General features: G+C 70.4%; 27 protein-coding genes. 15 read left to right on the top strand and 12 right to left on the bottom strand.

Translation table 11 applies throughout. The features are described from left to right. From MKK82_RS21350 to MKK82_RS21370, 5 genes are all read right to left on the bottom strand, one after another. Positions 1–241: MucR family transcriptional regulator (locus MKK82_RS21350; RefSeq protein ID WP_243986806.1), on the bottom strand; the 241-nt coding region annotated here is incomplete at its 3' end. Between the two features lie 307 nt (positions 242–548). Next, complete coding sequence (locus MKK82_RS21355; RefSeq protein WP_238291885.1) at positions 549–773, bottom strand: hypothetical protein; 225 nt, start codon at positions 771–773, stop codon at positions 549–551. 114 nt (positions 774–887) lie between these two features. Next, a complete protein-coding gene (locus MKK82_RS21360; RefSeq protein ID WP_238291883.1) occupies positions 888–1,496 on the bottom strand; it encodes a PAS domain-containing protein in 609 nt (202 codons plus the stop codon). A gap of 145 nt (positions 1,497–1,641) precedes the next feature. After that, on the bottom strand, positions 1,642–1,791 hold the full coding sequence (locus MKK82_RS21365) for a hypothetical protein (RefSeq protein WP_238291882.1): 150 nt from the start codon (positions 1,789–1,791) through the stop codon (positions 1,642–1,644). Between the two features lie 103 nt (positions 1,792–1,894). Next, positions 1,895–2,428, bottom strand: a complete 534-nt coding sequence (locus MKK82_RS21370) for a GAF domain-containing protein (protein WP_238291880.1) — start codon at positions 2,426–2,428, stop codon at positions 1,895–1,897. A gap of 399 nt (positions 2,429–2,827) precedes the next feature. Between MKK82_RS21370 and MKK82_RS21375 the strand changes: the two genes are divergently transcribed. Both MKK82_RS21375 and MKK82_RS21380 read left to right on the top strand, forming a co-directional pair. Further along, entirely contained in the window at positions 2,828–3,670 is an 843-nt protein-coding gene (locus MKK82_RS21375; RefSeq protein ID WP_243986807.1) for an outer membrane protein, read from the top strand. Positions 3,671–3,873: 203 nt separating this feature from the next. Further along, positions 3,874–4,659, top strand: a complete 786-nt coding sequence (locus MKK82_RS21380; protein ID WP_238289052.1) for a DUF2076 domain-containing protein — start codon at positions 3,874–3,876, stop codon at positions 4,657–4,659. A gap of 102 nt (positions 4,660–4,761) precedes the next feature. Here the strand turns inward: MKK82_RS21380 and MKK82_RS21385 are convergent, their stop codons facing one another. Next, positions 4,762–5,592, bottom strand: coding sequence for a L,D-transpeptidase (locus MKK82_RS21385; RefSeq protein WP_243986808.1), 831 nt, complete (start codon positions 5,590–5,592; stop codon positions 4,762–4,764). 279 nt (positions 5,593–5,871) lie between these two features. Between MKK82_RS21385 and MKK82_RS21390 the strand changes: the two genes are divergently transcribed. The 5 genes from MKK82_RS21390 to MKK82_RS21410 all read left to right on the top strand — a co-directional run bounded on the left by MKK82_RS21390 (position 5,872) and on the right by MKK82_RS21410 (position 10,159). Further along, positions 5,872–6,585: a protein phosphatase CheZ gene (locus MKK82_RS21390; RefSeq protein ID WP_238289048.1), complete on the top strand. Its 714-nt coding sequence runs from the start codon at positions 5,872–5,874 to the stop codon at positions 6,583–6,585. A gap of 83 nt (positions 6,586–6,668) precedes the next feature. Next, a complete protein-coding gene (gene uvrC, locus MKK82_RS21395; RefSeq protein ID WP_243986809.1) occupies positions 6,669–8,732 on the top strand; it encodes an excinuclease ABC subunit UvrC in 2,064 nt (687 codons plus the stop codon). 73 nt (positions 8,733–8,805) lie between these two features. Next, the gene (gene pgsA / locus MKK82_RS21400; protein ID WP_238289066.1) at positions 8,806–9,405 is read left to right on the top strand and encodes a CDP-diacylglycerol--glycerol-3-phosphate 3-phosphatidyltransferase; all 600 of its coding nucleotides are present in this window, start codon (positions 8,806–8,808) and stop codon (positions 9,403–9,405) included. A gap of 53 nt (positions 9,406–9,458) precedes the next feature. Continuing rightward, complete coding sequence (moaD, locus tag MKK82_RS21405) at positions 9,459–9,710, top strand: molybdopterin converting factor subunit 1 (protein WP_238289043.1); 252 nt, start codon at positions 9,459–9,461, stop codon at positions 9,708–9,710. Positions 9,711–9,928: 218 nt separating this feature from the next. Continuing rightward, positions 9,929–10,159 carry a hypothetical protein gene (locus MKK82_RS21410; protein ID WP_238289042.1) on the top strand — a complete coding sequence of 77 codons (231 nt, stop codon included), beginning with the start codon at positions 9,929–9,931 and terminating at the stop codon, positions 10,157–10,159. A 248-nt stretch (positions 10,160–10,407) separates the two neighbouring features. On the opposite strand, the gene MKK82_RS21415 is transcribed toward MKK82_RS21410, so the two are convergent. Beyond that, positions 10,408–11,184: an SDR family NAD(P)-dependent oxidoreductase gene (locus MKK82_RS21415; RefSeq protein WP_238289040.1), complete on the bottom strand. Its 777-nt coding sequence runs from the start codon at positions 11,182–11,184 to the stop codon at positions 10,408–10,410. Positions 11,185–11,334: 150 nt separating this feature from the next. Here MKK82_RS21415 and MKK82_RS21420 point away from each other — a divergent pair, with 150 nt between their 5' ends. After that, positions 11,335–11,739, top strand: coding sequence for a flagellar biosynthesis repressor FlbT (locus MKK82_RS21420; RefSeq protein WP_238289038.1), 405 nt, complete (start codon positions 11,335–11,337; stop codon positions 11,737–11,739). Between the two features lie 13 nt (positions 11,740–11,752). Here the strand turns inward: MKK82_RS21420 and flaF are convergent, their stop codons facing one another. Then, complete coding sequence (flaF, locus tag MKK82_RS21425) at positions 11,753–12,124, bottom strand: flagellar biosynthesis regulator FlaF (protein WP_238289036.1); 372 nt, start codon at positions 12,122–12,124, stop codon at positions 11,753–11,755. Between the two features lie 167 nt (positions 12,125–12,291). Here flaF and MKK82_RS21430 point away from each other — a divergent pair, with 167 nt between their 5' ends. After that, positions 12,292–12,537, top strand: a complete 246-nt coding sequence (locus MKK82_RS21430) for a hypothetical protein (RefSeq protein ID WP_238289034.1) — start codon at positions 12,292–12,294, stop codon at positions 12,535–12,537. A gap of 14 nt (positions 12,538–12,551) precedes the next feature. Here the strand turns inward: MKK82_RS21430 and MKK82_RS21435 are convergent, their stop codons facing one another. The 3 genes from MKK82_RS21435 to MKK82_RS21445 form a co-directional block, all read right to left on the bottom strand. Continuing rightward, entirely contained in the window at positions 12,552–12,692 is a 141-nt protein-coding gene (locus tag MKK82_RS21435; protein ID WP_238289032.1) for a hypothetical protein, read from the bottom strand. 88 nt (positions 12,693–12,780) lie between these two features. Further along, a complete protein-coding gene (locus MKK82_RS21440; RefSeq protein WP_238289030.1) occupies positions 12,781–13,113 on the bottom strand; it encodes a hypothetical protein in 333 nt (110 codons plus the stop codon). 129 nt (positions 13,114–13,242) lie between these two features. Beyond that, positions 13,243–13,752 (bottom strand): metallophosphoesterase, encoded by a 510-nt coding sequence (locus MKK82_RS21445; protein WP_238289028.1) that lies wholly within the window; start codon positions 13,750–13,752, stop codon positions 13,243–13,245. Between the two features lie 156 nt (positions 13,753–13,908). Here MKK82_RS21445 and MKK82_RS21450 point away from each other — a divergent pair, with 156 nt between their 5' ends. The 6 genes from MKK82_RS21450 to MKK82_RS21475 all read left to right on the top strand — a co-directional run bounded on the left by MKK82_RS21450 (position 13,909) and on the right by MKK82_RS21475 (position 21,767). Further along, positions 13,909–14,628 (top strand): cytochrome c biogenesis CcdA family protein, encoded by a 720-nt coding sequence (locus MKK82_RS21450; protein ID WP_238289026.1) that lies wholly within the window; start codon positions 13,909–13,911, stop codon positions 14,626–14,628. A 47-nt stretch (positions 14,629–14,675) separates the two neighbouring features. Further along, positions 14,676–15,722 carry a selenide, water dikinase SelD gene (gene selD / locus MKK82_RS21455; protein ID WP_238289024.1) on the top strand — a complete coding sequence of 349 codons (1,047 nt, stop codon included), beginning with the start codon at positions 14,676–14,678 and terminating at the stop codon, positions 15,720–15,722. A gap of 352 nt (positions 15,723–16,074) precedes the next feature. Further along, positions 16,075–18,051: a glycosyltransferase gene (locus MKK82_RS21460; protein WP_238289023.1), complete on the top strand. Its 1,977-nt coding sequence runs from the start codon at positions 16,075–16,077 to the stop codon at positions 18,049–18,051. Beyond that, positions 18,048–19,154, top strand: a complete 1,107-nt coding sequence (locus MKK82_RS21465; RefSeq protein ID WP_238289022.1) for a glycosyltransferase — start codon at positions 18,048–18,050, stop codon at positions 19,152–19,154. The genes MKK82_RS21460 and MKK82_RS21465 overlap by 4 nt, the downstream gene beginning before the upstream one ends. Before the next feature lie 281 nt (positions 19,155–19,435). Next, complete coding sequence (locus tag MKK82_RS21470) at positions 19,436–20,911, top strand: GumC family protein (protein ID WP_238289021.1); 1,476 nt, start codon at positions 19,436–19,438, stop codon at positions 20,909–20,911. Next, a complete protein-coding gene (locus MKK82_RS21475; protein WP_238289020.1) occupies positions 20,904–21,767 on the top strand; it encodes a WecB/TagA/CpsF family glycosyltransferase in 864 nt (287 codons plus the stop codon). Before MKK82_RS21470 ends, MKK82_RS21475 begins: the two co-directional genes overlap by 8 nt. Here the strand turns inward: MKK82_RS21475 and MKK82_RS21480 are convergent. After that, the gene (locus tag MKK82_RS21480) at positions 21,764–22,339 is read right to left on the bottom strand and encodes an NUDIX domain-containing protein (RefSeq protein WP_238289019.1); all 576 of its coding nucleotides are present in this window, start codon (positions 22,337–22,339) and stop codon (positions 21,764–21,766) included. The genes MKK82_RS21475 and MKK82_RS21480 overlap by 4 nt on opposite strands. Positions 22,340–22,358 lie beyond the last annotated feature (19 nt).

Below are 22,358 nucleotides of genomic sequence, written 5' to 3' on the forward strand. Positions count from 1 at the left end.
CGGGGCGGACCGACTTGCGGATCTGGGCCGCGCCCGGCTTGTCGACCTCGACCTGGGCCGCCGCGCCGCCGGTCTCGGCCGTCAGCGTGCCGGAGACGAGGCCGGCGATCGCCCCGTGCACCCGGGCGATCAGCGCCGGCACCTCGGCGGCCGGCACCGGATTGTTCGACACGTAGGCGGCAACAAGCTCGGCGGTGAGAGCGGTCAAGGTGTTGGTCGTCTCATCGCATGGCTCGTTCATGAGAAATCCTTTAGATCATGATGGGTCTGGCTATAAGGGAGGCCCGGCAAAGGTTGATATGAAGTAAATTGAACCGATGATAATGATTATAGTCGGGCTTACCGGCGCCGCACAGGTCCGTGATCCGAACCGCGCCAGGCACGCCGGCGCCGTCGGCCTCCGCGGTGTTCACGCCGGCGCCCGTCAGGGTCGCGACGAGCCAGCCTGCGGCCTTTTCCAGAGTAGAGAAAGTTATACTGGGAAAAACCGACGCCTGTGCAGCGCTACCCGGAATGATGTCCCCCGGCGGGGATCGATCCCCGCCGCCTCAGCCCGCCCCGTAGCCGCCCTTGCGGTTGTCCGGCTGGCGGAGCGGCGGACGGGTGTCGTAGCCGCCGCTCTCCGGTGCCGCCTCGGCGGCCGGCTCCACCGAGCCCGGCGCGTGCGGGCCGCTGCCGCCGGCTTCGGGCTCGGGCTTCCTCGTCTCGCCGACCGGTCGCCCCGGGGGCACCGTGCCGAAGGCTTCACGTGCCGCGTCGACATCCTGACCCATGCGCCGCTCCCGTCCGAACCCTGCACTGACGTGTGAAGGGCCAAGGCCGCTGGCCGGTGCATGTTCCCGGTGTCGCGCGAATCCGGGGCCGGTGCGGTCGACCGGGCGTGCCGGTCAGTGCGATCCGCGATCGCGCGCGATGGCGCGCCCGAGGCTCATCAGCACCAGGTCGGTGGCGAGGCGGAGGTCGGCCGCGACGTCGTCGCCGAGGAGCCGCTTGAGGGCGATGGCCAGATCGGCGGCCTGCTCCAGCGTGGAGGCGGAGGCCGCCTCGCCGCTGAAGACGTAGCGGTCGCCGCCTTCGCGCATCTCGGTGATGTCGATGATGATGCCGCGGGCCCGCACCGGGCGCCCGACCGCGTCCTGGAACGTCCGTCCGCGGCTGAGGAGCCAGTGGATCGTCCCGTCCCCGGCGACCACACGGTACTCGGCCAGCACGAGACCGCCCGCTCGCACGGCGTCCTGGACGTGCTCGATCAGCCAGCCATGATCGTCCGGATGCACGGCCGCCAGGGTCTCGTGGCCGCTGATCTCGGTCTCGGCGAGCGACGGATCGCCGGTCAGGAGCCGCGCCGCTCCGGCGTCGTACACCATGGTGCTGCGGACGATATCCCAGTCCCAGGTTCCCACGACGCAGGAGGCGTCCAGGGCGGCGCGCAGCCTGTCGAGCGGTTCGCTGAAGCCGTCGATCGCGTTGACCGGCGTCTTCGAACGCTGTCCCATCGTCCCAATCCCGCATCGCTGATTCAGGATAATCTGGCGCTACACTGTGCCATTTCACCCCGGTTCGGGAAGGAAAATCGAGTTGGGATGATGGGCCGCGGCCGGTCCAGTGCCGAGGCGGCGCCGGTGCGGCATCCCCGGCGGGTCATTTGCGCTGGCTCGTGGGATTGGGCGTCGCGGACGTGTCGGGCGAGACCGCCGGATTGATCGGCGTCACCTTCGACCACGTCGAGGCGATCAGGAGGATGGCGATCAGCAGGGCCGCGAAGATGCCGATCAGGGTGAAGCGCTTCATGGGACCGGTCGGGACTTCCGAATGGGGACGTGAGCGTCATGGAACGGCCGGAACGGCCGATTGATCCCATCCGGGTCCTGCGGGTCCGGCCGCCGTGGACCCCCTACGGCTCCGGTGAGGAAACCGGCTCCTGGGGCGCAGAAGCGTCGGCCGTGATCCGCAGCCGGGCCAGCGTGGCGGCGGCGCCCCGGGCCAACGCTTCGAGCCGCCCGACGGTCGCGTCGTCCGGGATGACCGACGCGCACCAATAGGCGCCGAGCGCAGCCACGGGCCGAGGAGACCCGATCGGCACCATCACGAGGCTGCGCATCGAGGTCATGCGGTAGAGCGCGGCCGGAACCCGGGGATCGCACTCGATATCCGGCACGATGGCGGTCTCGGCGTTGAGCATCGCCCAACCGGAGATGCAGGTCGTCAACGGATACCGGCGGCCGCACCAGAGGGGCTCGATGGCATCCTCGGCGACGTAGAACGACGCGTCGCCCGCGCGCAGGACCACGGCGATCCCGTCGGATCCGGCGATCGACCGCGCGCTTCGCCGGAGGACGGACACGACCTCGTCCAGTGACCGGGCAGCCGTCAGGTCGTCGGTGGCCCGCGCTAAGCCCGGATCGGGCCGGGAGAGCGTCTCAGCCATGATGAATGTGTATCGGAAAGCGTCATCTCCGTCCACGCGGCGCCCGACGGGCCGCACCATAGTGTCGCATCGCCGGATCGAGCCCCACGGCGGCAACAACCTGCGATAGGGTTCTAACCGGCAAGTCTTCTACCGAACCGAGCAGCAGAACATTCTGCGTGAGACTTGCCGTGAGGACCCGCCGGTATTGTGCAGCCACACCGTCCGCCGGGCGTAGAGAAATGTAAATAATTCCTCACCTTCAATCCGACCGGCGCAACCATGTGCTCTAGCGCACCTTTCCGCGCGCCGGCCCCGGAGGGTCTCGAGCGCTGTTGCATCCTTGCACTATCGCGTGGCGGCGTCCTGCAGTTCCTGTCGCCGGGCACACATCCCGCGAAACGGGAGACAGAGGACCAGATGATCAAGAAGCTTCTTCTCGCCAGCGCCGCCACGGCCCTGATGGCCGGCGCCGCCTCGGCCGCCGACCTGCCGCGCCGGGCCGCCCCGCCGCCGGTGTTCACCCCCGTCCCGGTGTTCACCTGGACCGGCGCCTACTTCGGTATCAACGCCGGCTACGCCTTCGACGCCAGCAGCCGCTCCAACAACGCCACCTTCACGGTGCCCGGCGCCTTCACGGCCAGCGGCGCCCCGGTGCTCGCCTCCTTCGGCAACCGCAGCCAGGACGGCTTCTCCGGCGGTGGCCAGATCGGCTACAACTTCCAGCTGACCCCGGGCTCGGGCGTGGTCATCGGCATCGAGGCCGACGCCCAGTACCTCGACTTCGGCCGCAGCCGGAACAACGCCTTCGTCAACGGCGCCGTCCGTCCGGGCTTCTACCTGAACGACCCGCGCGGCCTGTCCAGCCTCGACTTCTTCGGCACCGTGCGCGGCCGCCTCGGCTACGCCTTCGACCGCACCCTCGTGTACGGCACCGGCGGCTTCGCCTACGGCTCGGGCAGCGCCGACCGCTCGTTCGGCGGCTTTGCCGGCAACGACAGCTTCCGCACCGGCTACGCGGTCGGCGGCGGCATCGAGTACGCGCTGCCCACCGACTCCTTCCTGAACTTCTTCCGCTCCTCGGCCGTCACGCTCAAGGTCGAAGGCCTGTACGTCAACCTCGACCGCAACACCCGCAACCAGGGCGCGTTCGTGATCAACGCCGCCTCCAACGTCCCGGCCTTCTACAGCCCGGTCGGCCGCCGCTCCGACGAGTTCGCCGTCGTCCGCGCAGGCCTGAACTACAAGTTCGGCACCTTCTAGGATCACCTACCGGCGTGGCCTCCGCCGCGCCGGCGGCAACCGCGAGACGGGGAAGCCCGGCCATCAGGCCGGGCTTTTCGCTTTTCGGCACCCTGGGATGAAGTTTTCGCCATCGCCCCTGACAAAGCGTCGCCGCGCACCCATGTCGTGTCTGCCATGCGGCGCGTTCGGGCCCGCGGGTTAGATTCGAGGAGGACGACTCCATGAACAGCGAAGAACGCGACGTCATTTCGGGTATCTTCCAGCGCCTGGAGCAGGCGCAGACCCAGCCTCGGGATGCGGAAGCCGAGCGGTTCATCGCCGACAAGCTCCGCACGCAGCCCTACGCGCCCTACGCCATGGCACAGCTGATCTACGTGCAGGAGGAGGCCATCAAGAGCCTCAACCAGCAGCTTGAAGAGGCCCGTCGCCAGGGCGCGTCGGCGCAGTCGTCCGGTGGCGGCGGCGGGTTCCTGTCGAGCATCTTCGGCGGCGGCGGCAGCCAGCGCCAGGAGCCGCAGCCCGGCTACGGCCAGCAGCGGCCCGGTGGTCAGCCATGGGGCAATCAGGGCGGCGCGCCCCAGGGCTACCCGCAGCAGGGCTACCCCCAGCAGGGCGGCTATCCCCAGCAGGGCGGCTATCCGCAGCAGGGCGGACCGTGGGCCGGGCAGCAGGCGCCCGCCCGCGGCGGCGGCTTCATGGCGACCGCGCTGCCCATGGCGGCCGGCGCGGCGGGCGGCATGCTGCTCGGGAGCGCCCTCTCCAATGCCTTCGCGGGCGGCCATTCGAGCCTCGGCAGCGCCGCGGCGGCGGGCCTCGGCGGCGGCGGCGAGACGGTCGTCAACAACTACTACGGCGACGGCGGCGGCAACCAGGATCTCGGCTCGGCCCTCGATAACAGCGGCGGCGGCGGCGCCGATTTCGGCGGCCTGCAGGACGCCGGCTACAGCGATCCGGCCGGCGATTTCGGCGGCGACCTGGGCGGCGGCGACGACAGCGACTGGACCTGATCGTTCCCCGTCGCGATGACAGAGGCCCGGTCGCGCGCAGGCGCGGCCGGGCCTCGTCGTGTCGGGGGGGCGTGAGCGCGGCCGATCAGACCCGCGAGTCCCTCACAGAACCTCGACGCGCGTTCCCACAGGCACGCGCTCGTAGAGGTCGACCACGTCCTCGTTCATCATGCGGATGCAGCCCGACGAGACCGATTGGCCGATCGTATTGGGCTCGTTGGTGCCGTGGATGCGGTAGAGCGAGGAACCGAGGTACAGGGCCCGGGCGCCCAGCGGATTCTCGGGCCCGCCCGCCATGTGACGCGGCAGGTCCGGCCGGCGGGCCAGCATCTCCGCCGGCGGCGTCCAGTCCGGCCACTCGGCCTTGCGGCTGACGGTCTTGAGGCCGCTCCACGCGAACCCCGGACGGCCGACGCCGATGCCGTAGCGGAGCGCCCGCTGGCCGGGCTGCACGAGGTAGAGGTGCTTGCCCGACGTGTCGATCACGATCGTCCCGGGCCTCTGCCGCCCGGTGAACGGCACCTCCTGCCTCTGGTACTCCGGCGCGACCGCGCGGGCGATCCGGTTCGGATCGGCCTGGGGCGCGCCGTAGGCCCCCGCCGCAGGCGCCCCATAAACAGGCTGCGGCACGCCGACGGCTTGGCCGGGCTCGGCCTCCACGGGTAGAAGGTCGCCCGAATAGGCCGCGACCCGAACCGGCGCCTCCACCCGCTGCGGGGTCGTGTAGGCCTGCGGAGCGGCATACCGCTGTGACGGTGCGTAACGCTGCGGCCAGCCCCGGCCGCCGTTGCCGGCGCTGCCGGTTACCAGATACTCGATCAGGCCGCCGCCGTAGCCGCCCTCAGCGTAGCGCGCCTGCTGGGCCTGCGCGGGTGCGCACGAGACGGCCGCCGCCAAGGCCGCCCCCAGACTGAAACGGACCGATCCCCGCATCGCAAGCTCCCGAATTGGGGCACGCGCCCCCGTCGCGAGGACGATCCCGCCGCATCTTGGCGAATCAGGTGAAGGAACGTGGTGAATCGGGCTGCTCAGGACGCCCCTCCCCGGCCGGGCGGCGGCAGCGTGAATCAGCGGTAAAGCGCCTGCCGGTGCATGTGGCGAGATCCCACGCTGCCGACGCGCTCTGCCCATTGGGGAGCTTGGCGGTCACGGTCCGCTAACCGATGTGGTAGAGAATTGCCGCGACGGAACACGAACGCCAACGCCCGGACGATGACCCAGAAGCGCTATCGCATCGAAGACAGCCTCGGGCTTCCCGGGACGCCGCCGCCACCGAGCGGTCCCGCCTCGAGCGAGCGACTTGAGGACATCTTCAGCGCCATCCAGGACCTGCGCCGCATCACGCAGAGGAGCGCCAGCGAGACGGTCGAGTCGTGCCGGCGCGAGCTGCACGAGGCTCTGGCCATGCGTTCCGAACTCGACCTGATGAAGGATGCGATCACCCGGACGAAGTCGGAACTGGCGACCCTCCACCGGACCGAGAACACCGGAAAAGGCATGCGGCGGGCGGCGGACGAACTCGACGCCGTGGTCGACTCGACCGAGCGCGCCACCACGCAGCTCCTCGGCGCGATCGAGGAGATCGAGAGCCATGCCGGGATGCTCAACGCCACGACGCTGCCGCCTGGCATGAAGCCGCATGTCGATGTCATTCTGGAGCGGGTCATCACGGCCTACGAGGCCTGCAATTTCCAGGACCTGACCGGTCAGCGGATCAACAAGATCGTCGGCGTGATGAAGTTCATTGAGGAACACCTCGACCGGCTGATCGCGACGTGGTCCGAGCTGGACAGCTTCAAGGATCTGATCGCCGTCATGCCGGTGCCGACGTCCCTGGATGACGAGAGCAGCCTGCTCAACGGGCCGAAGCTCGACCACGATATCGGCCACGTCGATCAGGACGACATCGACTCGCTGTTCGACTGAGCGCCACCGGCCCGTACGTACGGCGCGCATTTTTTGTCGGCCGCCCCGTCCCCCTGAGCGCGAGGAACGCTTAGATCTGCGGTATGAGCCGCAGAGCCCTGACCGACCTGCCCCCCGATACGTTCGACGACGGCCGGGACGCCGAGCGGGAGGATGCGGCCGACGAGCCGGAGATCGGGCTGTCGGTCGACGAGTCGCCGGAGATCGATTTCGACTTCGAGCCCGGCGCCGTGCAGGCCGGAACGGAGGTGATCCGCCGGTTCTGGTCGACGCTGCCGTCCTCACCCGGCGTCTACCGGATGTTCGATCACCGCGGCGACGTCCTCTACGTCGGCAAGGCCAAGAACCTGAAGGCCCGGGTGGGCTCCTACGCGCGGGGTCAGGCGCATTCGAACCGCATCGCCCGGATGATCTCGCAGACGGCGGCGATGGAATTCGTCACCACCGCGACCGAAACCGAGGCGCTGCTCCTCGAAGCCAACCTGATCAAGCAGCTCAAGCCCCGCTTCAACGTGCTGATGCGGGACGACAAGTCCTTCCCCTACATCCTGGTCACGGAGGACGGTCCCGCCCCGCAGATCGTCAAGCACCGGGGGGCGCGGCGGCGGAAGGGCAACTATTACGGCCCCTTCGCGAGCGTCTGGGCGGTGAACCGGACGGTGAACGCCCTGCAGCGCGCCTTCCTGCTGCGCACCTGCACCGACAGCTACTACGAGAACCGCACCCGGCCCTGCCTGCTCTTCCAGATCAAGCGCTGCTCCGGTCCCTGCACGGGCGAGATCGCCACGCAGGATTACGCCGCCATGGCGGATTCGGCCCGCGCCTTCCTGGCCGGCAAGTCGAACGCCGTGAAGGACCGGATGCGCACCGAGATGCAGGCGGCGTCCGAAGCGATGGAGTTCGAGCGTGCCGCCCGCTTCCGCGACCGGATCGCGGCGCTCTCGGCGATCCAGGGCGTGCAGGGCGTCAACACCCAGGGCGTCGAGGAGGCCGACGTGTTCGCCCTCGACGAGCAGGCCGGCCAGTTCTGCATCGAGGTGTTCTTCTTCCGGAATTTCCAGAACTGGGGCAACCGGGCCTATTTCCCTAAGGCCGACCGGACCATGTCGCCCGACGAGGTGCTCGGCTCGTTCATCGGACAATTCTACGACGACAAGCCGGCGCCGCGCACGGTCCTGACCAGCCACCTCGTCGAGGATGCGGAGCTGGTGGCCGCCGCGTTGTCGAGCCGGGTCGAGTACCGTGTGGAGATCCACCGCCCGAGCCGCGGCGAGCGGAAGAACCTCGTCGACTACGCCCAGCGCAACGCCAAGGAGGCCCTGGCCCGGCGGCTCGCCGACACCGCCTCCCAGGGCAAGCTGCTGACGGCCCTGGGACAGGCCTTCGGCCTCGACCGTACCCCCCGGCGGATCGAGGTCTACGACAATTCGCACATCTCCGGCACGAACGCGGTCGGCGGCATGATCGTCGCCGGCCCCACGGGCTTCATGAAGACGCATTACCGAACGTTCAACATCAAGTCGGAGGAGCTGACCCCCGGCGACGATTACGGGATGATGCGCGAGGTGCTGCAGCGGCGGTTCAAGCGGCTGGTGAAGGAGGTGCCCCGTACCCCGCAGGAGGCGACCGCCTCCGGCGAGGGTGGCGCGCAGGACCCGGCCCCGGCCGCGGCGGAGGACAGCGAGGCGTTCCCGGCTTGGCCGGACCTCGTGCTCGTCGACGGTGGCAAGGGCCAGCTGGATGCCGCCCGGGCGGCGCTCGACGAGGTCGGCGTCTCGGGTGTGCCGCTGGTCGGCGTCGCCAAGGGGCGCGACCGGGATGCCGGGCGCGAGACGTTTTTCGTGCCGGGCCGGCCGGCCTTCAAGCTTCCGCCCCGGGACCCGACGCTCTACTTCGTGCAACGGCTCCGCGACGAGGCACACCGCTTCGCCATCGGGAGCCACCGGGCCAAGCGCAAGCGTGAGATGGTGAAGAATCCTTTGGACGAGATCGCCGGCATCGGCCCCAGCCGCAAGCGCGCGCTGCTGCACCACTTCGGGACCGTGAAGGCGATCGAGCGCGCCGCCTTCGAGGATCTGGCCAAGACGCCGGGCGTCAACGCCGCGACGGCGCGGGCGGTCTACGACTTCTTCCATGCCGGCGCCTGAAAATCCCGCCGCGATGGCGGAGCCCGGACCCGAGGCGTTGACGCACGCGCCGCGCTCTGATTTCACCCCCGCGATGAACGCCGTCCTCCCTCGACGACGGTCGCCGGCCTGGACGCTCGCGAATTGCCTGACCTACGGGCGCCTCGTTGCCGTGCCGGTGATGGTCGCACTGCTGTTCTGGCCCGAATCCCACACCGCCCGGTGGACGGCGCTGGGCGTGTTCGTCGCGGCTGCGATCACCGACTATCTCGACGGGTACGTGGCTCGTACCTACCATCAGAGTTCCGCGCTGGGCCGGATGCTCGACCCGATCGCCGACAAGCTCCTGGTCTCGGCCTGCCTGCTGATGCTGACGGCCGACCACACGATCATCGGGCCGAACATCTGGGCGGCGATCGTGATCCTGTGCCGCGAGGTGCTGGTCTCCGGCCTGCGCGAGTACCTGGCCGAGCTGAAGGTCGGCGTGCCGGTGAGCAAGATCGCCAAGTGGAAGACCACCGTGCAGCTTCTGTCACTGGGCTTCCTGGTCGCCGGCCCCGCGGGCGAGACGGTCCTGCCGGGGACCGAGCCGATCGGGATCACGCTGCTGTGGCTCGCCGCCGCCCTCACGCTCTGGACCGGCTGGGACTATATGCGGGCCGGGATCAAGCACGTCATCGACGACCCGCGCTGAACGCCTCAGTCGCGGGATGCGTGGTCCAGCCCCGAACCCGGTACGGTGACGCGATGAAGCTCGTCTATTTCGCCTGGGTCCGCGAGCGGATCGGCCGCGCCGAGGAAGATCTGGTCCTGCCGCCTGAGATCGCCACCGTGGCCGACCTCATCGATTGGCTGCGCGGGCGCGGCGAGGAATACGCCTACGCGTTCGAGGATCCCGGCGTAGTGCGGGCCGCGATCGATCGTGCCCACGCCAAGCCCGACGCCGTGATCGGGGACGCCCGCGAGGTCGCCTTCTTCCCGCCCATGACCGGCGGCTGAGCGGCGCGGAGGTCTGCGCACGTAGTCGGCCCGGCTTGAAACGGGCTGGATTCCGGGGTCACTGGCAGGCGTCGCTGCGGCTGAACCTCATGCCGAACGGCGCGCGGATCGAACCAAGTTCTTTTACGGGTTCGGTCCGCCATTTCGACCTGTCCACCGGCGGAACGCTCAAGCTGGGATCACGTTACTCGGTACCGAAACCGGTACTGGAGCCCACCATGCGCAAGTCGTTGCTCGCCACCGCCGCCCTGCTGAGCCTCTGCGCCGCCGCGCAGGCGCAGACCACCGTCATCGAGCGGGACCGTCCCGCCGTGGTCGTCGATCGCCCGGCCTCAGAGTCGAAGTCCGTGACCGTTCACGAGCACGGCGACGGCTGCGTCACCAAGACGGTGCGCAAGGAGAACGACATGGGCGACACCAAGACCGTGAAGAAGGAATCGTGCGACTGAGGCCGCTCCGGCGCGGCTGTCGCGACACAGATGCTGAATCCCACTTCGAGCCCGGTGTGAAAGTCCGCGCTCTTCGTGGGGTGCGGTTCAGCCGCCGCGAGGGCGTGGGCCGACGTCCCGCGCCGATCCCGGAGGCTTCCATCAGGACCGGGCGATCTGCGGTCGCCCGGTCCTCAGGTTCCCGATTGCAGTTCGCCTCCCCGCCGTCGACCGTCCTGCGGGCTGAACGTCAGGGATCGCGCAGCCGCTCACCGCCAGCCGGCATCGACGAAATAGCCGTGGCCGGTGCACATGCGCGCGTCGTCCGAGGCCAGGAACAGGACCAGAGCGGCGACGTCGGCCGGCTGGATCCGGCGATCCAGGCATTGCGCCCGGAGGATCTCGGCCTCTCCCTCCCGCGTGTACCACTTCTCCTGACGCGGGGTCTGGACGTTGCCGGGCAGGATCGAGGCCACCCGGATCCCGTCGCGCCCCAGGTCACGGGCCAGGGCCCGGCTCATCCCCTCGATGCCCGCCTTGGCGGTCTGGTAGATCGCTAGGTCCTTCAAGCCAAGATGCCAGCTGATCGAGCCGAAGTTCAGGATGACGCCGCCGCCGGCCCGTCGCATCGCCGGCACCGCGGCCTGGGCGGCGAAGAAGAGGTGGCGCAGGTTCACCGCGATCCGTTCGTCCCAGAAGTCCGGCGTGATCTCCTCCACGGTGTGGCGATCGTCGTTGCCGGCGTTGTTGACGAGCACGTCCAGACCGCCGAGCGCCGCTTCGCTCTCGGTCACGAGAGCGCGGACCGCCGCCACCTCGGTGAGGTCACAGCGCCGGTGAAGGGGCGCTGCCGCCGCGCCGGGCGACAGCCGCGCGACCAGGGCGGCCGCAGCGTCGTCCGCGATATCGCCGAACAGGACGCGTGCGCCCTGAGCCACGAACGCCTCGACCAGGGCTGCGCCGATGCCGGATGCGCCCCCCGTGATCAGCACCCGCTTGCCTGAGAGGCTCGGATAGATCGCACGGTTCGCCCATGCAGACGCCATGGGAACTCCCTCCGACGCGGCCCCGAGGGCCGGATCGTCTGAGTTTTACCACGCTGCGTTCGACGCGCAACGCGCTGCGTCGGGCCGGGGATTGGCGAAACGTTAACGTTTGGCGAATGAGATCGCAGCGCCTTCTAGAAAGGAGCACGCATGCCCCTGCGCCTCGAACTCAAGCCCTACGAGCGGTTGATCATCAACGGCGCCCTACTGCGTAACGGCGACCGTCGCTCGACCTTTCTGATCGAGACGCAATGCAAGTTCCTCCGCGAGAGCGAGATCATCACGGAGACCGAGGCCGACACGGCCTGCAAGCAGCTTCACCTGACGCTGACGGTGATCTACCTCGCCGATGACCCGGCGCAGGGCATCGACCTGTTCTTCCGTCAAGCCACCGACCTAATTCGGGTGGCGCCCGCGGCGGCCCCCCAGGTGGCCGCCATCGCCGGCGCCGTCGAGGCCGGCGAGTTCTACAAGGCGCTCAAGCTGAGCCGGAAGCTCGTCGAGTGGGAAGGCGCAGGCGCAAACCCGCCCGATGGCGATACGGCGGCTCCGTGAGCGCCGGCCGGGTTCAGCCCGGGTTGCCCTGCAGTCCGGCCGCGACGTGGTTGTTGATCGACACGAGCGACGCGATCTTCTCCGGGGTCGGCGCGATCATCGCGTCGACGCAGGTGCGCAGGACGAACACGCCCAGGCGACCGACGCCCTGCTTGACGTCGGCGGGGAGCGGGTTCTCGTCGGCCGTCGCTTCGGAGCTCAGCAGCGTCCACACGCGCTGATTGTAAGACAAGGCCTCGTTGAGGCGACTGGTCTCACCGGAGGCGAGTCCTTGGCTGGCGCCGATCAGGCGTTGTGCCGCCTTGATCAGGAGCGCGGACTCGGCCTCGCGTGGCGTCAGCGCGCTGTGCGCGGTCTTGGCGTAGGCGTTGGCGGCGTTGTTCATCGGTGATCCACCCCCGGCATCTGACACGCCTGCAACGCAGGCTTGCGCGTAGCTGTCGCAGAGCAGGAGTTAAAACCGCGTGAGCGTCAGATCCGCCATGATCCCGCCGGGTTGGACGACGACGACAACTTCGGGCCTCAAGGACACGGCCCCGGACCGGGCCACCGATGCTGAACTTCTTTCTCGGAACCGTTGCCGGCGGCCTGATCGCCTGCGTGCTGACCATCACGGCAGCGCGCCACCCTGAGATTCAGGCGCGGTTGGGCTTCAAACCGACATCGGCGCCCACGACCCTCGCGGCCGTGACGAAACCCGCCGAGCCCGATTGCAGCCGGCGGGCGGAGCCGGCCCCGCGGGTCGGCACGCAGGACATGCTGTTCAACCGCCAGCGGTTCTGGTCGGTCGCACCGTGATCACGGTGTCCCGATCAGAGCGCGCCGAGGAGCACGAGCAGCATCGTCGTGGCGACGGTGGTGCTGACGAAGCCGCACAGGGCCGCCGCGAAGGACGGACCGGTGTGTCCGGCGGTTGCGGACGGGAGCTCATTGGAAAGCGTGGCAGGAATCATCGGCGCAGAACCTTATCGGCGACGTGAGTCGCGCATGTCGGGATGATGAGATCGGGCAGGGCTGCCCGAGGTGCGGTGGCGCACCCGGTCAGTCGCAGCGGTTGATTTTCTTGGCGATCCGCAGGCCGCGCAGCTCGCTGCGGAGGTCGATCGCGACCACGCCCTCCCCGCATCGCTCGAAGGCGTCGCGGGCATCGTCGTAGCGGTCGCCCACCTCGTCGAGCGTGTCGCAGACACGGTCGTGGTTGCCCAGTCGGGCCTCCTCGCGCGCCTGGAACCGGAGCGCATTGGCCTCGTCGATCTTGCGTTGAGCCTCCAGGCAGGACGGCAGGGCCAGCGCCGACGTGGTCACGAAGAGGCCGGTCAGGATGCCGGCGAAGCCGGCAGCGAGGCGGCTGGGAGTGGCCGAACTGGCACTCACGGGATTACTCACTGAACACGTTGTGGAGGCAGGTCCGGGTCGGGACTGCCGGGTTGCTCGGGCTGGCTCTTGTCCACCCCGTCTCTGTCCGCTGAAACGGTGAAGCTGACGTGAAGGTTCCGGTCCGGATCAGCTCTTCCGGCGCCGGCGTGAAGCGAGAATCGCGGAGAGCGGAACGGGCGCCGGCCCCATCGGATCGACGCCGACATCGTACTGTTTCGGCATCGGCGTGAGCTTGCCGTGGCTGTGGCCGTGCAGGTTGAGGGCGCCCCGGCTCATCCCGTTCCACGTGCGGAACGCGTAGTGGCAGAGCACGACCATCCGTCCCTCGACCGGAAATTCCGCGTAGTGGCGGACGGAGGCCCATCCGGGCGCCGCGAGGGTCTCCGGCCCGTCGTTGTTACCGACGATCAGGTGCTTCTCGCCGTTGAGGGCGTCGAGGATCTCGCGGATCCGCGCACCGCCCGGGCCGAGGGCGAAGTCGCCGAGGTGCCAGACGGTGTCGTCCGGCGCCACCGCGGCGTTCCAGGCCGCGATCAGGCCGGCATCGTGGGCGGCGAGGTCCGGATAGGGACGGTGGTCGAAGCGCAGCGCCCGCTGGTCACCGAAATGCGTGTCGCCCGTGAAGTAGATGGTCACCTGCCGGCTCCGCCGAGGCCCGCCGATCCGGCGTACAGGCGCCGAAGCGCTCCGTGCGCGCGCGGGTTCCCGCGCCGCTGTGATCGGCGCACGCGTTGACGGCCCGCGCCGCAGGCGCGAAGCCTCCGGCGCGGGCCGAACGACGGGGATGGATTCATGCTGGGGAATGTGGGCTTCGCGTTCCTGGCCGGGCTCCTGTCGGTGCTCTCGCCCTGCGTGCTTCCGCTGGTGCCGATCGTCCTCGGGACGGCGGCCTCGGAGCATCGGCTCGGCCCCGTGGCGCTGGCAGCCGGCCTCGCCCTCTCGTTCACGGCGATCGGCCTGTTCGTGGCGACGATCGGTTTCGCGATAGGGCTCGACGGCGACGTGTTCCGGCGCGCCGGTGCGGTCCTTCTGATGATCCTCGGTTTCGTTCTGATGCTGCCGCGGCTCCAGGCCCGGGTTGCGACCGCCGCCGGACCGGTGGGCTCCTGGGCCGAGGAGCGCTTCGGCGGCTTCGGTTCGGCCGGTCTGCCGGGCCAGTTCCTCGTGGGCGTGCTGCTGGGAGCGGCGTGGAGCCCCTGCGTGGGCCCGACCCTCGGGGCCGCCTCGCTGATGGCGGCGCGGGGCGAGAACCTCGGGAGCGTGGCGGTCACGATGCTCGCCTTCGGGATCGGGGCAGCCCTGCCGCTGGTGCTGCTCGGCTTCGCCTCCCGCGAGGCCCTGCTCCGCTGGCGCGGACATCTGGCGACGGTGGGCCGGAGCGTGAAGGCCGGCCTCGGCGCGTTGATGGTCGTGCTCGGCGTTCTGGTCCTGACGGGGCTGGACAAGCGCGCGGAGGCTGCCTTCGTCTCGGCCTCGCCGGACTGGCTCAACGCCGTGACGACGCGCTACTGAGGATCGGTGCGGGCGACGGTCCGCGGCAGACGGATTGGAGCCCCGCGATGACCGAGATCCCCCGCCTGACCAGCCTCGCCCACGGCGGAGGATGCGGCTGCAAGCTCGACCCGGCGACGCTGCGCCAGCTCCTCGCCGCACAGCCGGTCGCCGGTCCGTTCGAGCGGCTGCTCGTCGGCAACGAGACCTCCGACGACGCCGCGGTCTGGGAGCTCGACGACGGGACCTGCGTGATCGCCACCACGGATTTCTTCACGCCGATGGTGGACGATCCCGTCGATTTCGGCCGGATCGCGGCGACGAACGCCATCTCGGACGTCTACGCCATGGGCGGCCGGCCGCTCCTGGCGCTGGCGATCCTCGGCATGCCGGTCGGCAAGATCGCCCCCGAGATGGTCGCGCAGATTTTGCGGGGCGGCGCGGAGAAGTGCGCCGAAGCGGGGATTCCAGTGGCCGGCGGCCACTCGATCGACGCGCCGGAACCGATCTACGGGCTCGCGGTGATCGGCACCTGCCGCCGGGAGGCGGTGCGGCGCAACGCCGACGCCCTGGCGGGAGACGCCGTGATCCTGACGAAGGCGCTGGGGGTCGGCGTCTACTCGGCGGCGATCAAGCACGCAGCCCTCGACCCGTCCGGCTACGGCGACTTCATCGCCACCACCACCCTGCTCAACCGGATCGGCCCGGAACTCGCCGGCGAGCCCGCCGTGCACGCCCTGACCGACGTGACCGGCTTCGGCATCCTCGGCCACGGCCTCGAACTCGCCCGTGGCGCCGGGCTGACGCTCGCCCTTGACGCCGACGCGCTGCCGCTGCTGCCCCGGGCGGAGGCACTGGTCCAGGAAGGCTTCGTCACGGGGGCCTCGCACCGCAACTGGGCGGCCTTTGGCGGCGACGTCGATCTGCCCGACGGCTTTTCCGACTGGCGCCGCCACCTCCTCACCGATCCGCAGACCTCCGGCGGCCTGCTCGTCACCTGCGCGGCGGACCGGGCGGACGCGATCCTGCAGCGCATCCGCGCGTCCGGCTACCTGTCGGCCGCCCGGATCGGGCGAATGGAAGCGGGTCCGGCGCGCATCCGCGTGCACGTCTGATCGGGCGAGACAGGTCGAAGCACGTTTCGGGCGCGGTCGCCGGCAGCCTGCCGCCGGGCGCCTCGGTCCGGCCGGCCCTCGCAAGGGTGAAAGGAACGACCGTCTCGAGGGCGACCCTCCCCCGTGGACCGCGCCGTGCGACGCTCCATCGCGTCATCGCGCGGTGCCCCGGGGCGGGGCGACGCCAGAGAACGCGGCGCCGCTGGGTTCCTTCGCCCTGCACGCCAGGACGGCGGCAGAAGCTTGAGGCCGAGGTGTCAGCCCGGGAGGGTGGCGCCACCGAGAGGCAATCTTCAACATTCGCGTCCAGGCTCGACGCCAGCACGATGCCCCATACGCCGCCGATATCGCCGTGACCGAAGCCACCGCCCCGCCGAGCCCCGCCCACGGCATCGATGCTTGGCCGTTCGGACCGGCCACTGGCCTCCCCCGTCCCGCCTCGCTCCCCGACGGGCAGCCCTGGCCGCGGATCCGCGTCGTCACCGCGGCCGATGATGGTGCCGACCTCTCCGGGACCGTCGCCTCGGTCCTGCGTCAGGGCTACCCGGAAGCCCGGCACGATGTCCTGGCTCGCCGAACCGGCGGCGCGGCATTCGCGGAGCTGCTCACCGACCCGGGCATCGACCACCTGCTCTGGCTCCGCGCGGGCGACCTCCTCGCCCCGGGGGCGCTGACCGCCCTGGCGCTGGAGGCGGCCCTGACCGGCGCCTCCGCCGTCGCCGGGCTGCGGGTCCTGTTCGACGACGCGGTCCGTGCCCTGGATGCTCCGGCAGCGGCGGAAGCGTCGGTCGGCACGCCGTTCACGGGCGGCGAGATCCTCTGGAGCCGGGCGGCACTCGACGCGGGGACGCGCACCGGTCCCGACGGAATGCCGGATGCGGCGGCTTGGTCGGCGCTCCCCGAGGATCACCGTGTGCGCATCGGCCGGCCGGTGCTGCTCCAGAGGCTGACCGCGACGCCGAGGCCGCAGCCGGCGGGCCTGTCGATCGTCTCGCTCACCGGCCTCGGCACGCAGGGGGGCGCCGGCGTCGCGCAGCGCCGGCTCGCGGAGGCGCTGGCACTCGCGGGCCATCGCGTCACCGACATCGCCCTGAGCACGCGTCCCGAGGCGGCCGAGTGGACCGACAGCTTCCCCCGGGCCGAGGCGGCGATCGCGTCGGCCGCACCCGACCTCGTTCTCGCCGGAAACCTCCACGGCGCGACCCGAAGCCTCGACGTCGTCGGCCGCCTCGCCCGCCGGGGGCCGGTCGCCCTCGTCCTGCACGACCTGTTCCCGCTCACGGGCCGGTGCTGCCATCCCCGTGACTGCGGCCGCGCGAAGATCGGCTGCGATGCCGCCTGCCCCGGCCCGGACGAATATCCGGAGCTGGCTCCGGGCCGGATCGCCGACATGCATGTCCGCAAGCGCGCGGCCCTGGCGGGTCCAGAGGGCCCGTGGCTGCTCGCCAATTCCGACTGGACCCTTGCACGCGCCCGGGACCTCGCGCCAACCGGCGCCGCGGCGGAGCGGATCCAGCTGGCCTTCCCGACCGGCGTGTTCCGGCCGGGTGACCGTGCAGCCCTGCGCCGCCGGCTCGGTCTGCCGGACGACGCCGTGCTGATCCTGGTCTCGGCCGTGATCGTCGACGGCCCCGACAAAGGCTTTCCGGACCTGCGGGCCGCGCTCCAGGCCGTGGCGCGGCCGGGCGTCGCCGTGGTGGCGATCGGCCGCCTCGACGATCCGGCCCGGCTCGGCGTCCCGGCGCTGTTCGCGCCGGGTCTGATCGCCGACGAGGAGACTCTGGCCGCCTGGTACGGGGCCTGCGATCTCCACGTCACGGCAAGCCGTCACGAAACCCTGGGCCAGACCCCCATCGAGGCGGGCCTCTGCGGCGTGCCGACCCTGGCCTACCGCACCTCCGGGCTGACCTCCGCGGTGATCGACGGCGTGTCCGGCCGCCTCGTGCCGGTGCGGCCGGGTGCCCTCGCCGAGGCCTTGGTGGATCTGGTCGCGGACGCGGAGGCGCGAGCGCGTCTGGGCGCCTTCGCGCGGATCGCCCTGGAGAGTCGCTACAGCCCGGCCGCCGCCGCCCTGTCGCTGGACGCGATCTTCCGGAGCCACGGGCTGCGGGACGCATCGGCACGGCTCGCCTTCGCGCCGGCGATGCTCGGCCACTTCCCCTTCGCGTCCCGGCGGCAGCGGGGGGCGGCCGGCACGGTCCCGGCGGCTTCGCGGCCGCTGGTGCGCCGGCTGCGGCGCGCCAAGCAGATGGTCCTCGGGCGCCGGATGCCGCTCTTCGTCCGCCGCTGCCTGTACCTCGCGGGGCGATTGCGGCGGAGCGCCCGGTGACGGAAGCGACGCGGCGCGCCGCACCCCGGAGAATCTACATCGACCAGACGCATCTGCGCGGGCACGTGACCGGGATCGAGCGGGTCACCCTGGACCTGTTCGCGCCGGACAGCTTGGGACCACACGAGATCCGGCCGGTCGCCAGTGGGTCGCTGCCCGGCATGATCGCCACCCAGCAGGTGGGTCTACCGCTGCGCACTGTGCTGGACCGGGACGCGCTCTTCCTCTTCCCCGGCTTTCCACCGGGACCGCTCTGCGCCGTCGCGGCGGCGCGATGCCTCCTCTACGTCCACGACACGTTCCTGCTCACCCGGAAGGAGGATCTGAGCCTGCGCAGCCGGCTCTACATGAGCCCGAGCTTCGCCCTGGCTCTGCGCTGGTGCCCGAACCTGTTCGTCAACAGCCGCACCACCGGCGAGGCCGTGCGCGCGGTCTGCGCCAGGAGCGCTCGGGTCGCCCTGCTGCGACCGGCCGTGCGCGATGCGTTCGGCCTCGGCGGCCTGACTGGGCCGGCCTCCTACGAGGCCGGAACGACGCTGCGGCTCCTCGCCATCGGGACGATCGAGCCGCGCAAGAACTACCCGGCGGCCCTCGCCCTGACGGCGGCGCTGAACCGGGCCGGCGTCCCGGCCGAGCTGCACCTCGTGGGCCGGGTCGGCTGGGGCCGGCACGATTTCCTGCAGGATCCACCCACCTTCCTGCACCGGCACGGCTACCTGCCCGATGCCGGGCTGCGCAGCCTCGCCGCCTCGTGCCACCTGCTGCTCTGCACCTCGAAGGCGGAGGGGCTCGGCCTGCCGCTCCTGGAGGTACAGCATGGCGGCCTGCCGGTTGCGGCGCCGGACGATCCCGTATTCCGGGAGGTCCTGGGCGCCTCGGGCCTGCTGATCCGGCCGGAGGATCCGGAGGCCGCCGCCCGGATCCTGGCTGCCTGGATCGCGGCCGGCGGCCTGTCGCGGGCAGCCCGGGCCAGCCGGGGCAACGTCGCGCGCTGGAACGCGGCGGCGGACGCGGACGCGGGGCGCTTCCGCCGGTTTCTCACGGGCGACGGGGCGGCCTACGACGCCGCGGAGTCGGTCGTCCGGCCGCACGCGCCCGTGTGAGACCAGGCACGCGGTCCGAGGCGGAAGCGTGGCTGTTCCTACCTGAGAGCCGAGGCAGTTAAGGACGATTCAGCCGGGGATATCTGTGGGTTTCCTGCTCGCCGAACCTGCATCACGACGAGATTACTTGTTCGGTATGCTGATTGCTGGAGTGTCGGCGAAGACACTGCCTCGATCCAGAACCTGTCCCGGATCGGCACATAGCCGATCGGAAGCGGGACGGATCCGGAGGGCGGCGGTGGGCGGTGTGGTCCGCCCCGACAGGTCAGGGAGCGAGGCGTATGTTCGACTTCTCGACGCGCATGAGCGGTGAGCAGCCCATCCGCATGGTGCTGCCGCAGACGACACCGCGGACGGAGCCGCGCGTGATCCTGCGGCGCCTGTGGCGGGGCGGAGGCTTCATCATCCTCGGCGCGCTGTTCATGGTCGCCGCGGCGGTCGCCCTGCTGGGCCTGCTCCCGCCGCGCTACACATCGAGCATCCAGATCCTCGTGGATCCGAGCGACCTGCGGGTGGTCGAGAACGACGTCAACGCCCGTCAGCCGCAGGCCGACAGCGGCGTCTCGATCGCCGAGAGCCAAGTGCGGGTGATCCAGTCCGACAACGTCCTGCGCCGGGTCATCGCGAAGCTGCACCTCGATCAGGACGACGAGTTCGTGCTGCCGGACGGCGCCAATCCGGTGACGAACTGGGTCAAGGGCGCGCTGGGGATGATGCCCCCGCCGGCGAGCCGGGATCCGATCAACATCGCCCTCGACACGCTCCAGAACCGGCTCAGCGTTCGCCGGGCCGAGCGGACCTTCGTGATCGACGTCGCGGTGCAGTCCCGCGATCCCGAGAAGGCCGCGCGCATCGCCAATTCCATCGGCGACGCCTACTTCGCCGAGGAGGCCGCGGCGCGCACCGACACCGCCCGCCGCGCCTCGGACGCCCTGGCCGGGCGCCTCAACAACCTGAAGCGCGATGTGGAGCAGGCCGAGAGCGCCGTCGTCCGTTATCGCGAGGATCACAAGCTCGTGGCCTCCAGCGGCCGGCTCCTCACCGATCAGCAGCTCGGCGACCTGAACCAGCAGCTCGTCACCGCCTCGATCAAGACCGCGGAGGCGAAGTCCCGCCTCGATCAGGCCCGGCGGATGCGCTCCTCGGATCCCAGCACCGCGCTGCCCGAGATGCTCCAGTCCCTCGAAATGCAGGCGCTGCGGCAGCAATACGCCACGCTGTCCCGCAACACCGCCGAGCTCGCGACCCGCCTCGGTGAGCGCCACCCGGCCATGGCCGAGCAGTATGCCCAGCAGCGTGATCTCCAGCGCCTGATCCAGCGCGAGAAGGAGCGGATCATCGAGACGACCCAGAAGGATTACGATCGCGCCGCCGCCAGCGAGGCGGCGATCCGGTCCAGCCTCGACCGGGTCAAGACCGAGACGACCACCAGCGACCGCGCCTATGTCGGCCTGCGCGAACTGGAGCGGACGCTGGACTCCCGCCGCGGCGTCTACGAGGCCTATCTGAAGCGCGCCCGCGAGGCGAGCGAGCAGGAGCGGCTCAACACCACCAACGTCCGGATCATCTCGGTGGCGACGCCCGCCCGCCAGCGGACCTTCCCGCCCTCACCGAAGATCGTCCTTCCGGTGGCGCTGGTGCTCGGCCTGCTGCTGGGCGGCGCCATCGCCCTCCTCCTCGGCGCCGATCGGGATCGCCGCCGTACCCTGCGCGCCGCGACCCGCCCTGCGGCCAGCTTCCGGGCCGCCGATGCGTGATCTCGGGAACATCCGTTTCAGCCTGGATCCGGGGGAAACGCTCGGTTCCGAGGTGCGCAGCGTCCGGTTGTCCATACCGCACGCCACCGGGTCCGCCCACGCCGATCCCACAGTCGGCATGTTCGGGTTGCGGTTCAACACGGGTGAGGCCGCGGCGGTGGTGGCCGCCGTGGCGGCCCTGCCGAGCGATGGGCCGCGCATGATCGTGACGGCCAATGTCGACCACATCGTCCAGCTCCGCGAGAGCGCCGAGTTCCGTGGCGCCTACGGGCGCGCCGCGGCCCGGACGCTCGACGGGATGCCGCTGGTCTGGCTGGCGCGCCGGGCCTGTCGCCAACCGGTGCATCGGGTGACCGGCCACGATCTCCTGGCGTGCATCCTCGCTGACCCGCCTCCCTTCGCACGGCGGATCTTCTTCGTGGCCTCCCGGCAAGACGCGGCGGACAGGTTGACCGAACGGCTGCAGGCGGGCGGCCTGCCCGGCGGATCCGTGACGAGCGTCGTGCCGCCCTTCGGCTTCGAGTCCGATCCGGCCTACAGCCGCGCCTTGGTCGAGAAGATCCGCGCCCATGGCACGACGCTTCTGGTCATGGCCGTGGGCGCGCCCAAATCCGAGATCTGGATCGATCGGCACCGCGCGCGCCTCGGCGACCCGATCGTGTTCTGCGTCGGCGACGCGCTGAACGTGGCGGCGGGCTGCATGTCACGGGCGCCCGGGATGGTGCAGCAGCTCGGTCTCGAATGGATCTTCCGGTTCCTGCAGGCGCCGCGCCGGCTGTTCCGCCGCTACTTCATCAAGTCCTGGCGGTTCGTCGGCATCGTGATCCAGGATCGGTTCGTACGCCGGAGCGGCTAGCCTCGGTCCGCGAACAGGTCCGGTCGCTGCAATTGCAGGGCGAACAGCAGGACCAGTGACTTCATGTCGGTGAGCGCCCCCCGCTGGCTCATGGCGGCGAGTTCCGGCAGCGGAATCTCGTGAACGGCGACGGCTTCGCCTTCGGAGGCGAGACCGCCGCCCGCGCCGGTCCGGTCGGCCGCACTGTAAGGGGCGAGAAACAAGTCCATCCGCTCGGTGGAGATACCCGGCATCGACCAGGCGCTGGCGACGAAGTCGAGCCGGCTGAGTCGCAGCCCGGTCTCCTCCATGACCTCGCGTCGCGCCTCGTCCTCGGGCGCGCCCTCGTCCAGGAGCCCGGCCGGAACCTCAACATGGCTCGGCGGACCGCCGGAATAGAGCACGGCCGCGCGGAATTGCGAGACGAGCGCGGCGACCCGCCGGTCCGGATCGTAGGGCAGCACCGCGACGGCGCGACCGTGATCCTCGATTTCCCGCGTCATGCGGGTTCCGTCATCCTGCATCACCTCGGCCACGAGGTAGCGCGCCCATCCTTCGTGCACGAGGCGCACGCCTCCGATCCGTGGTGCCATGCCGTTCCGACCTCATCCT

This window comes from Methylobacterium sp. E-046, from assembly GCF_022829625.1.
Lineage (GTDB): Bacteria > Pseudomonadota > Alphaproteobacteria > Rhizobiales > Beijerinckiaceae > Methylobacterium > Methylobacterium longum.

Bases quoted from the DNA above. Each gene is read 5' to 3' on its own strand.
- MKK82_RS21430 (WP_238289034.1), top strand. From the start codon at position 12,292: ATGCTGAACTTCTTTCTCGGAACCGTTGCCGGCGGCCTGATCGCCTGC.
- MKK82_RS21365 (WP_238291882.1), bottom strand. From the start codon at position 1,791: ATGAAGCGCTTCACCCTGATCGGCATCTTCGCGGCCCTGCTGATCGCC.
- MKK82_RS21375 (WP_243986807.1), top strand. From the start codon at position 2,828: ATGATCAAGAAGCTTCTTCTCGCCAGCGCCGCCACGGCCCTGATGGCC.
- moaD (WP_238289043.1), top strand. From the start codon at position 9,459: ATGAAGCTCGTCTATTTCGCCTGGGTCCGCGAGCGGATCGGCCGCGCC.
- MKK82_RS21470 (WP_238289021.1), top strand. From the start codon at position 19,436: ATGTTCGACTTCTCGACGCGCATGAGCGGTGAGCAGCCCATCCGCATG.
- MKK82_RS21450 (WP_238289026.1), top strand. From the start codon at position 13,909: ATGCTGGGGAATGTGGGCTTCGCGTTCCTGGCCGGGCTCCTGTCGGTG.
- MKK82_RS21380 (WP_238289052.1), top strand. From the start codon at position 3,874: ATGAACAGCGAAGAACGCGACGTCATTTCGGGTATCTTCCAGCGCCTG.
- MKK82_RS21385 (WP_243986808.1), bottom strand. From the start codon at position 5,592: ATGCGGGGATCGGTCCGTTTCAGTCTGGGGGCGGCCTTGGCGGCGGCC.
- MKK82_RS21355 (WP_238291885.1), bottom strand. From the start codon at position 773: ATGGGTCAGGATGTCGACGCGGCACGTGAAGCCTTCGGCACGGTGCCC.
- pgsA (WP_238289066.1), top strand. From the start codon at position 8,806: ATGAACGCCGTCCTCCCTCGACGACGGTCGCCGGCCTGGACGCTCGCG.
- MKK82_RS21370 (WP_238291880.1), bottom strand. From the start codon at position 2,428: ATGGCTGAGACGCTCTCCCGGCCCGATCCGGGCTTAGCGCGGGCCACC.
- MKK82_RS21415 (WP_238289040.1), bottom strand. From the start codon at position 11,184: ATGGCGTCTGCATGGGCGAACCGTGCGATCTATCCGAGCCTCTCAGGC.
- uvrC (WP_243986809.1), top strand. From the start codon at position 6,669: ATGAGCCGCAGAGCCCTGACCGACCTGCCCCCCGATACGTTCGACGAC.
- MKK82_RS21420 (WP_238289038.1), top strand. From the start codon at position 11,335: ATGCCCCTGCGCCTCGAACTCAAGCCCTACGAGCGGTTGATCATCAAC.
- MKK82_RS21390 (WP_238289048.1), top strand. From the start codon at position 5,872: ATGACCCAGAAGCGCTATCGCATCGAAGACAGCCTCGGGCTTCCCGGG.
- selD (WP_238289024.1), top strand. From the start codon at position 14,676: ATGACCGAGATCCCCCGCCTGACCAGCCTCGCCCACGGCGGAGGATGC.
- MKK82_RS21480 (WP_238289019.1), bottom strand. From the start codon at position 22,339: ATGGCACCACGGATCGGAGGCGTGCGCCTCGTGCACGAAGGATGGGCG.
- MKK82_RS21475 (WP_238289020.1), top strand. From the start codon at position 20,904: ATGCGTGATCTCGGGAACATCCGTTTCAGCCTGGATCCGGGGGAAACG.
- MKK82_RS21435 (WP_238289032.1), bottom strand. From the start codon at position 12,692: ATGATTCCTGCCACGCTTTCCAATGAGCTCCCGTCCGCAACCGCCGGA.
- MKK82_RS21410 (WP_238289042.1), top strand. From the start codon at position 9,929: ATGCGCAAGTCGTTGCTCGCCACCGCCGCCCTGCTGAGCCTCTGCGCC.
- flaF (WP_238289036.1), bottom strand. From the start codon at position 12,124: ATGAACAACGCCGCCAACGCCTACGCCAAGACCGCGCACAGCGCGCTG.
- MKK82_RS21360 (WP_238291883.1), bottom strand. From the start codon at position 1,496: ATGGGACAGCGTTCGAAGACGCCGGTCAACGCGATCGACGGCTTCAGC.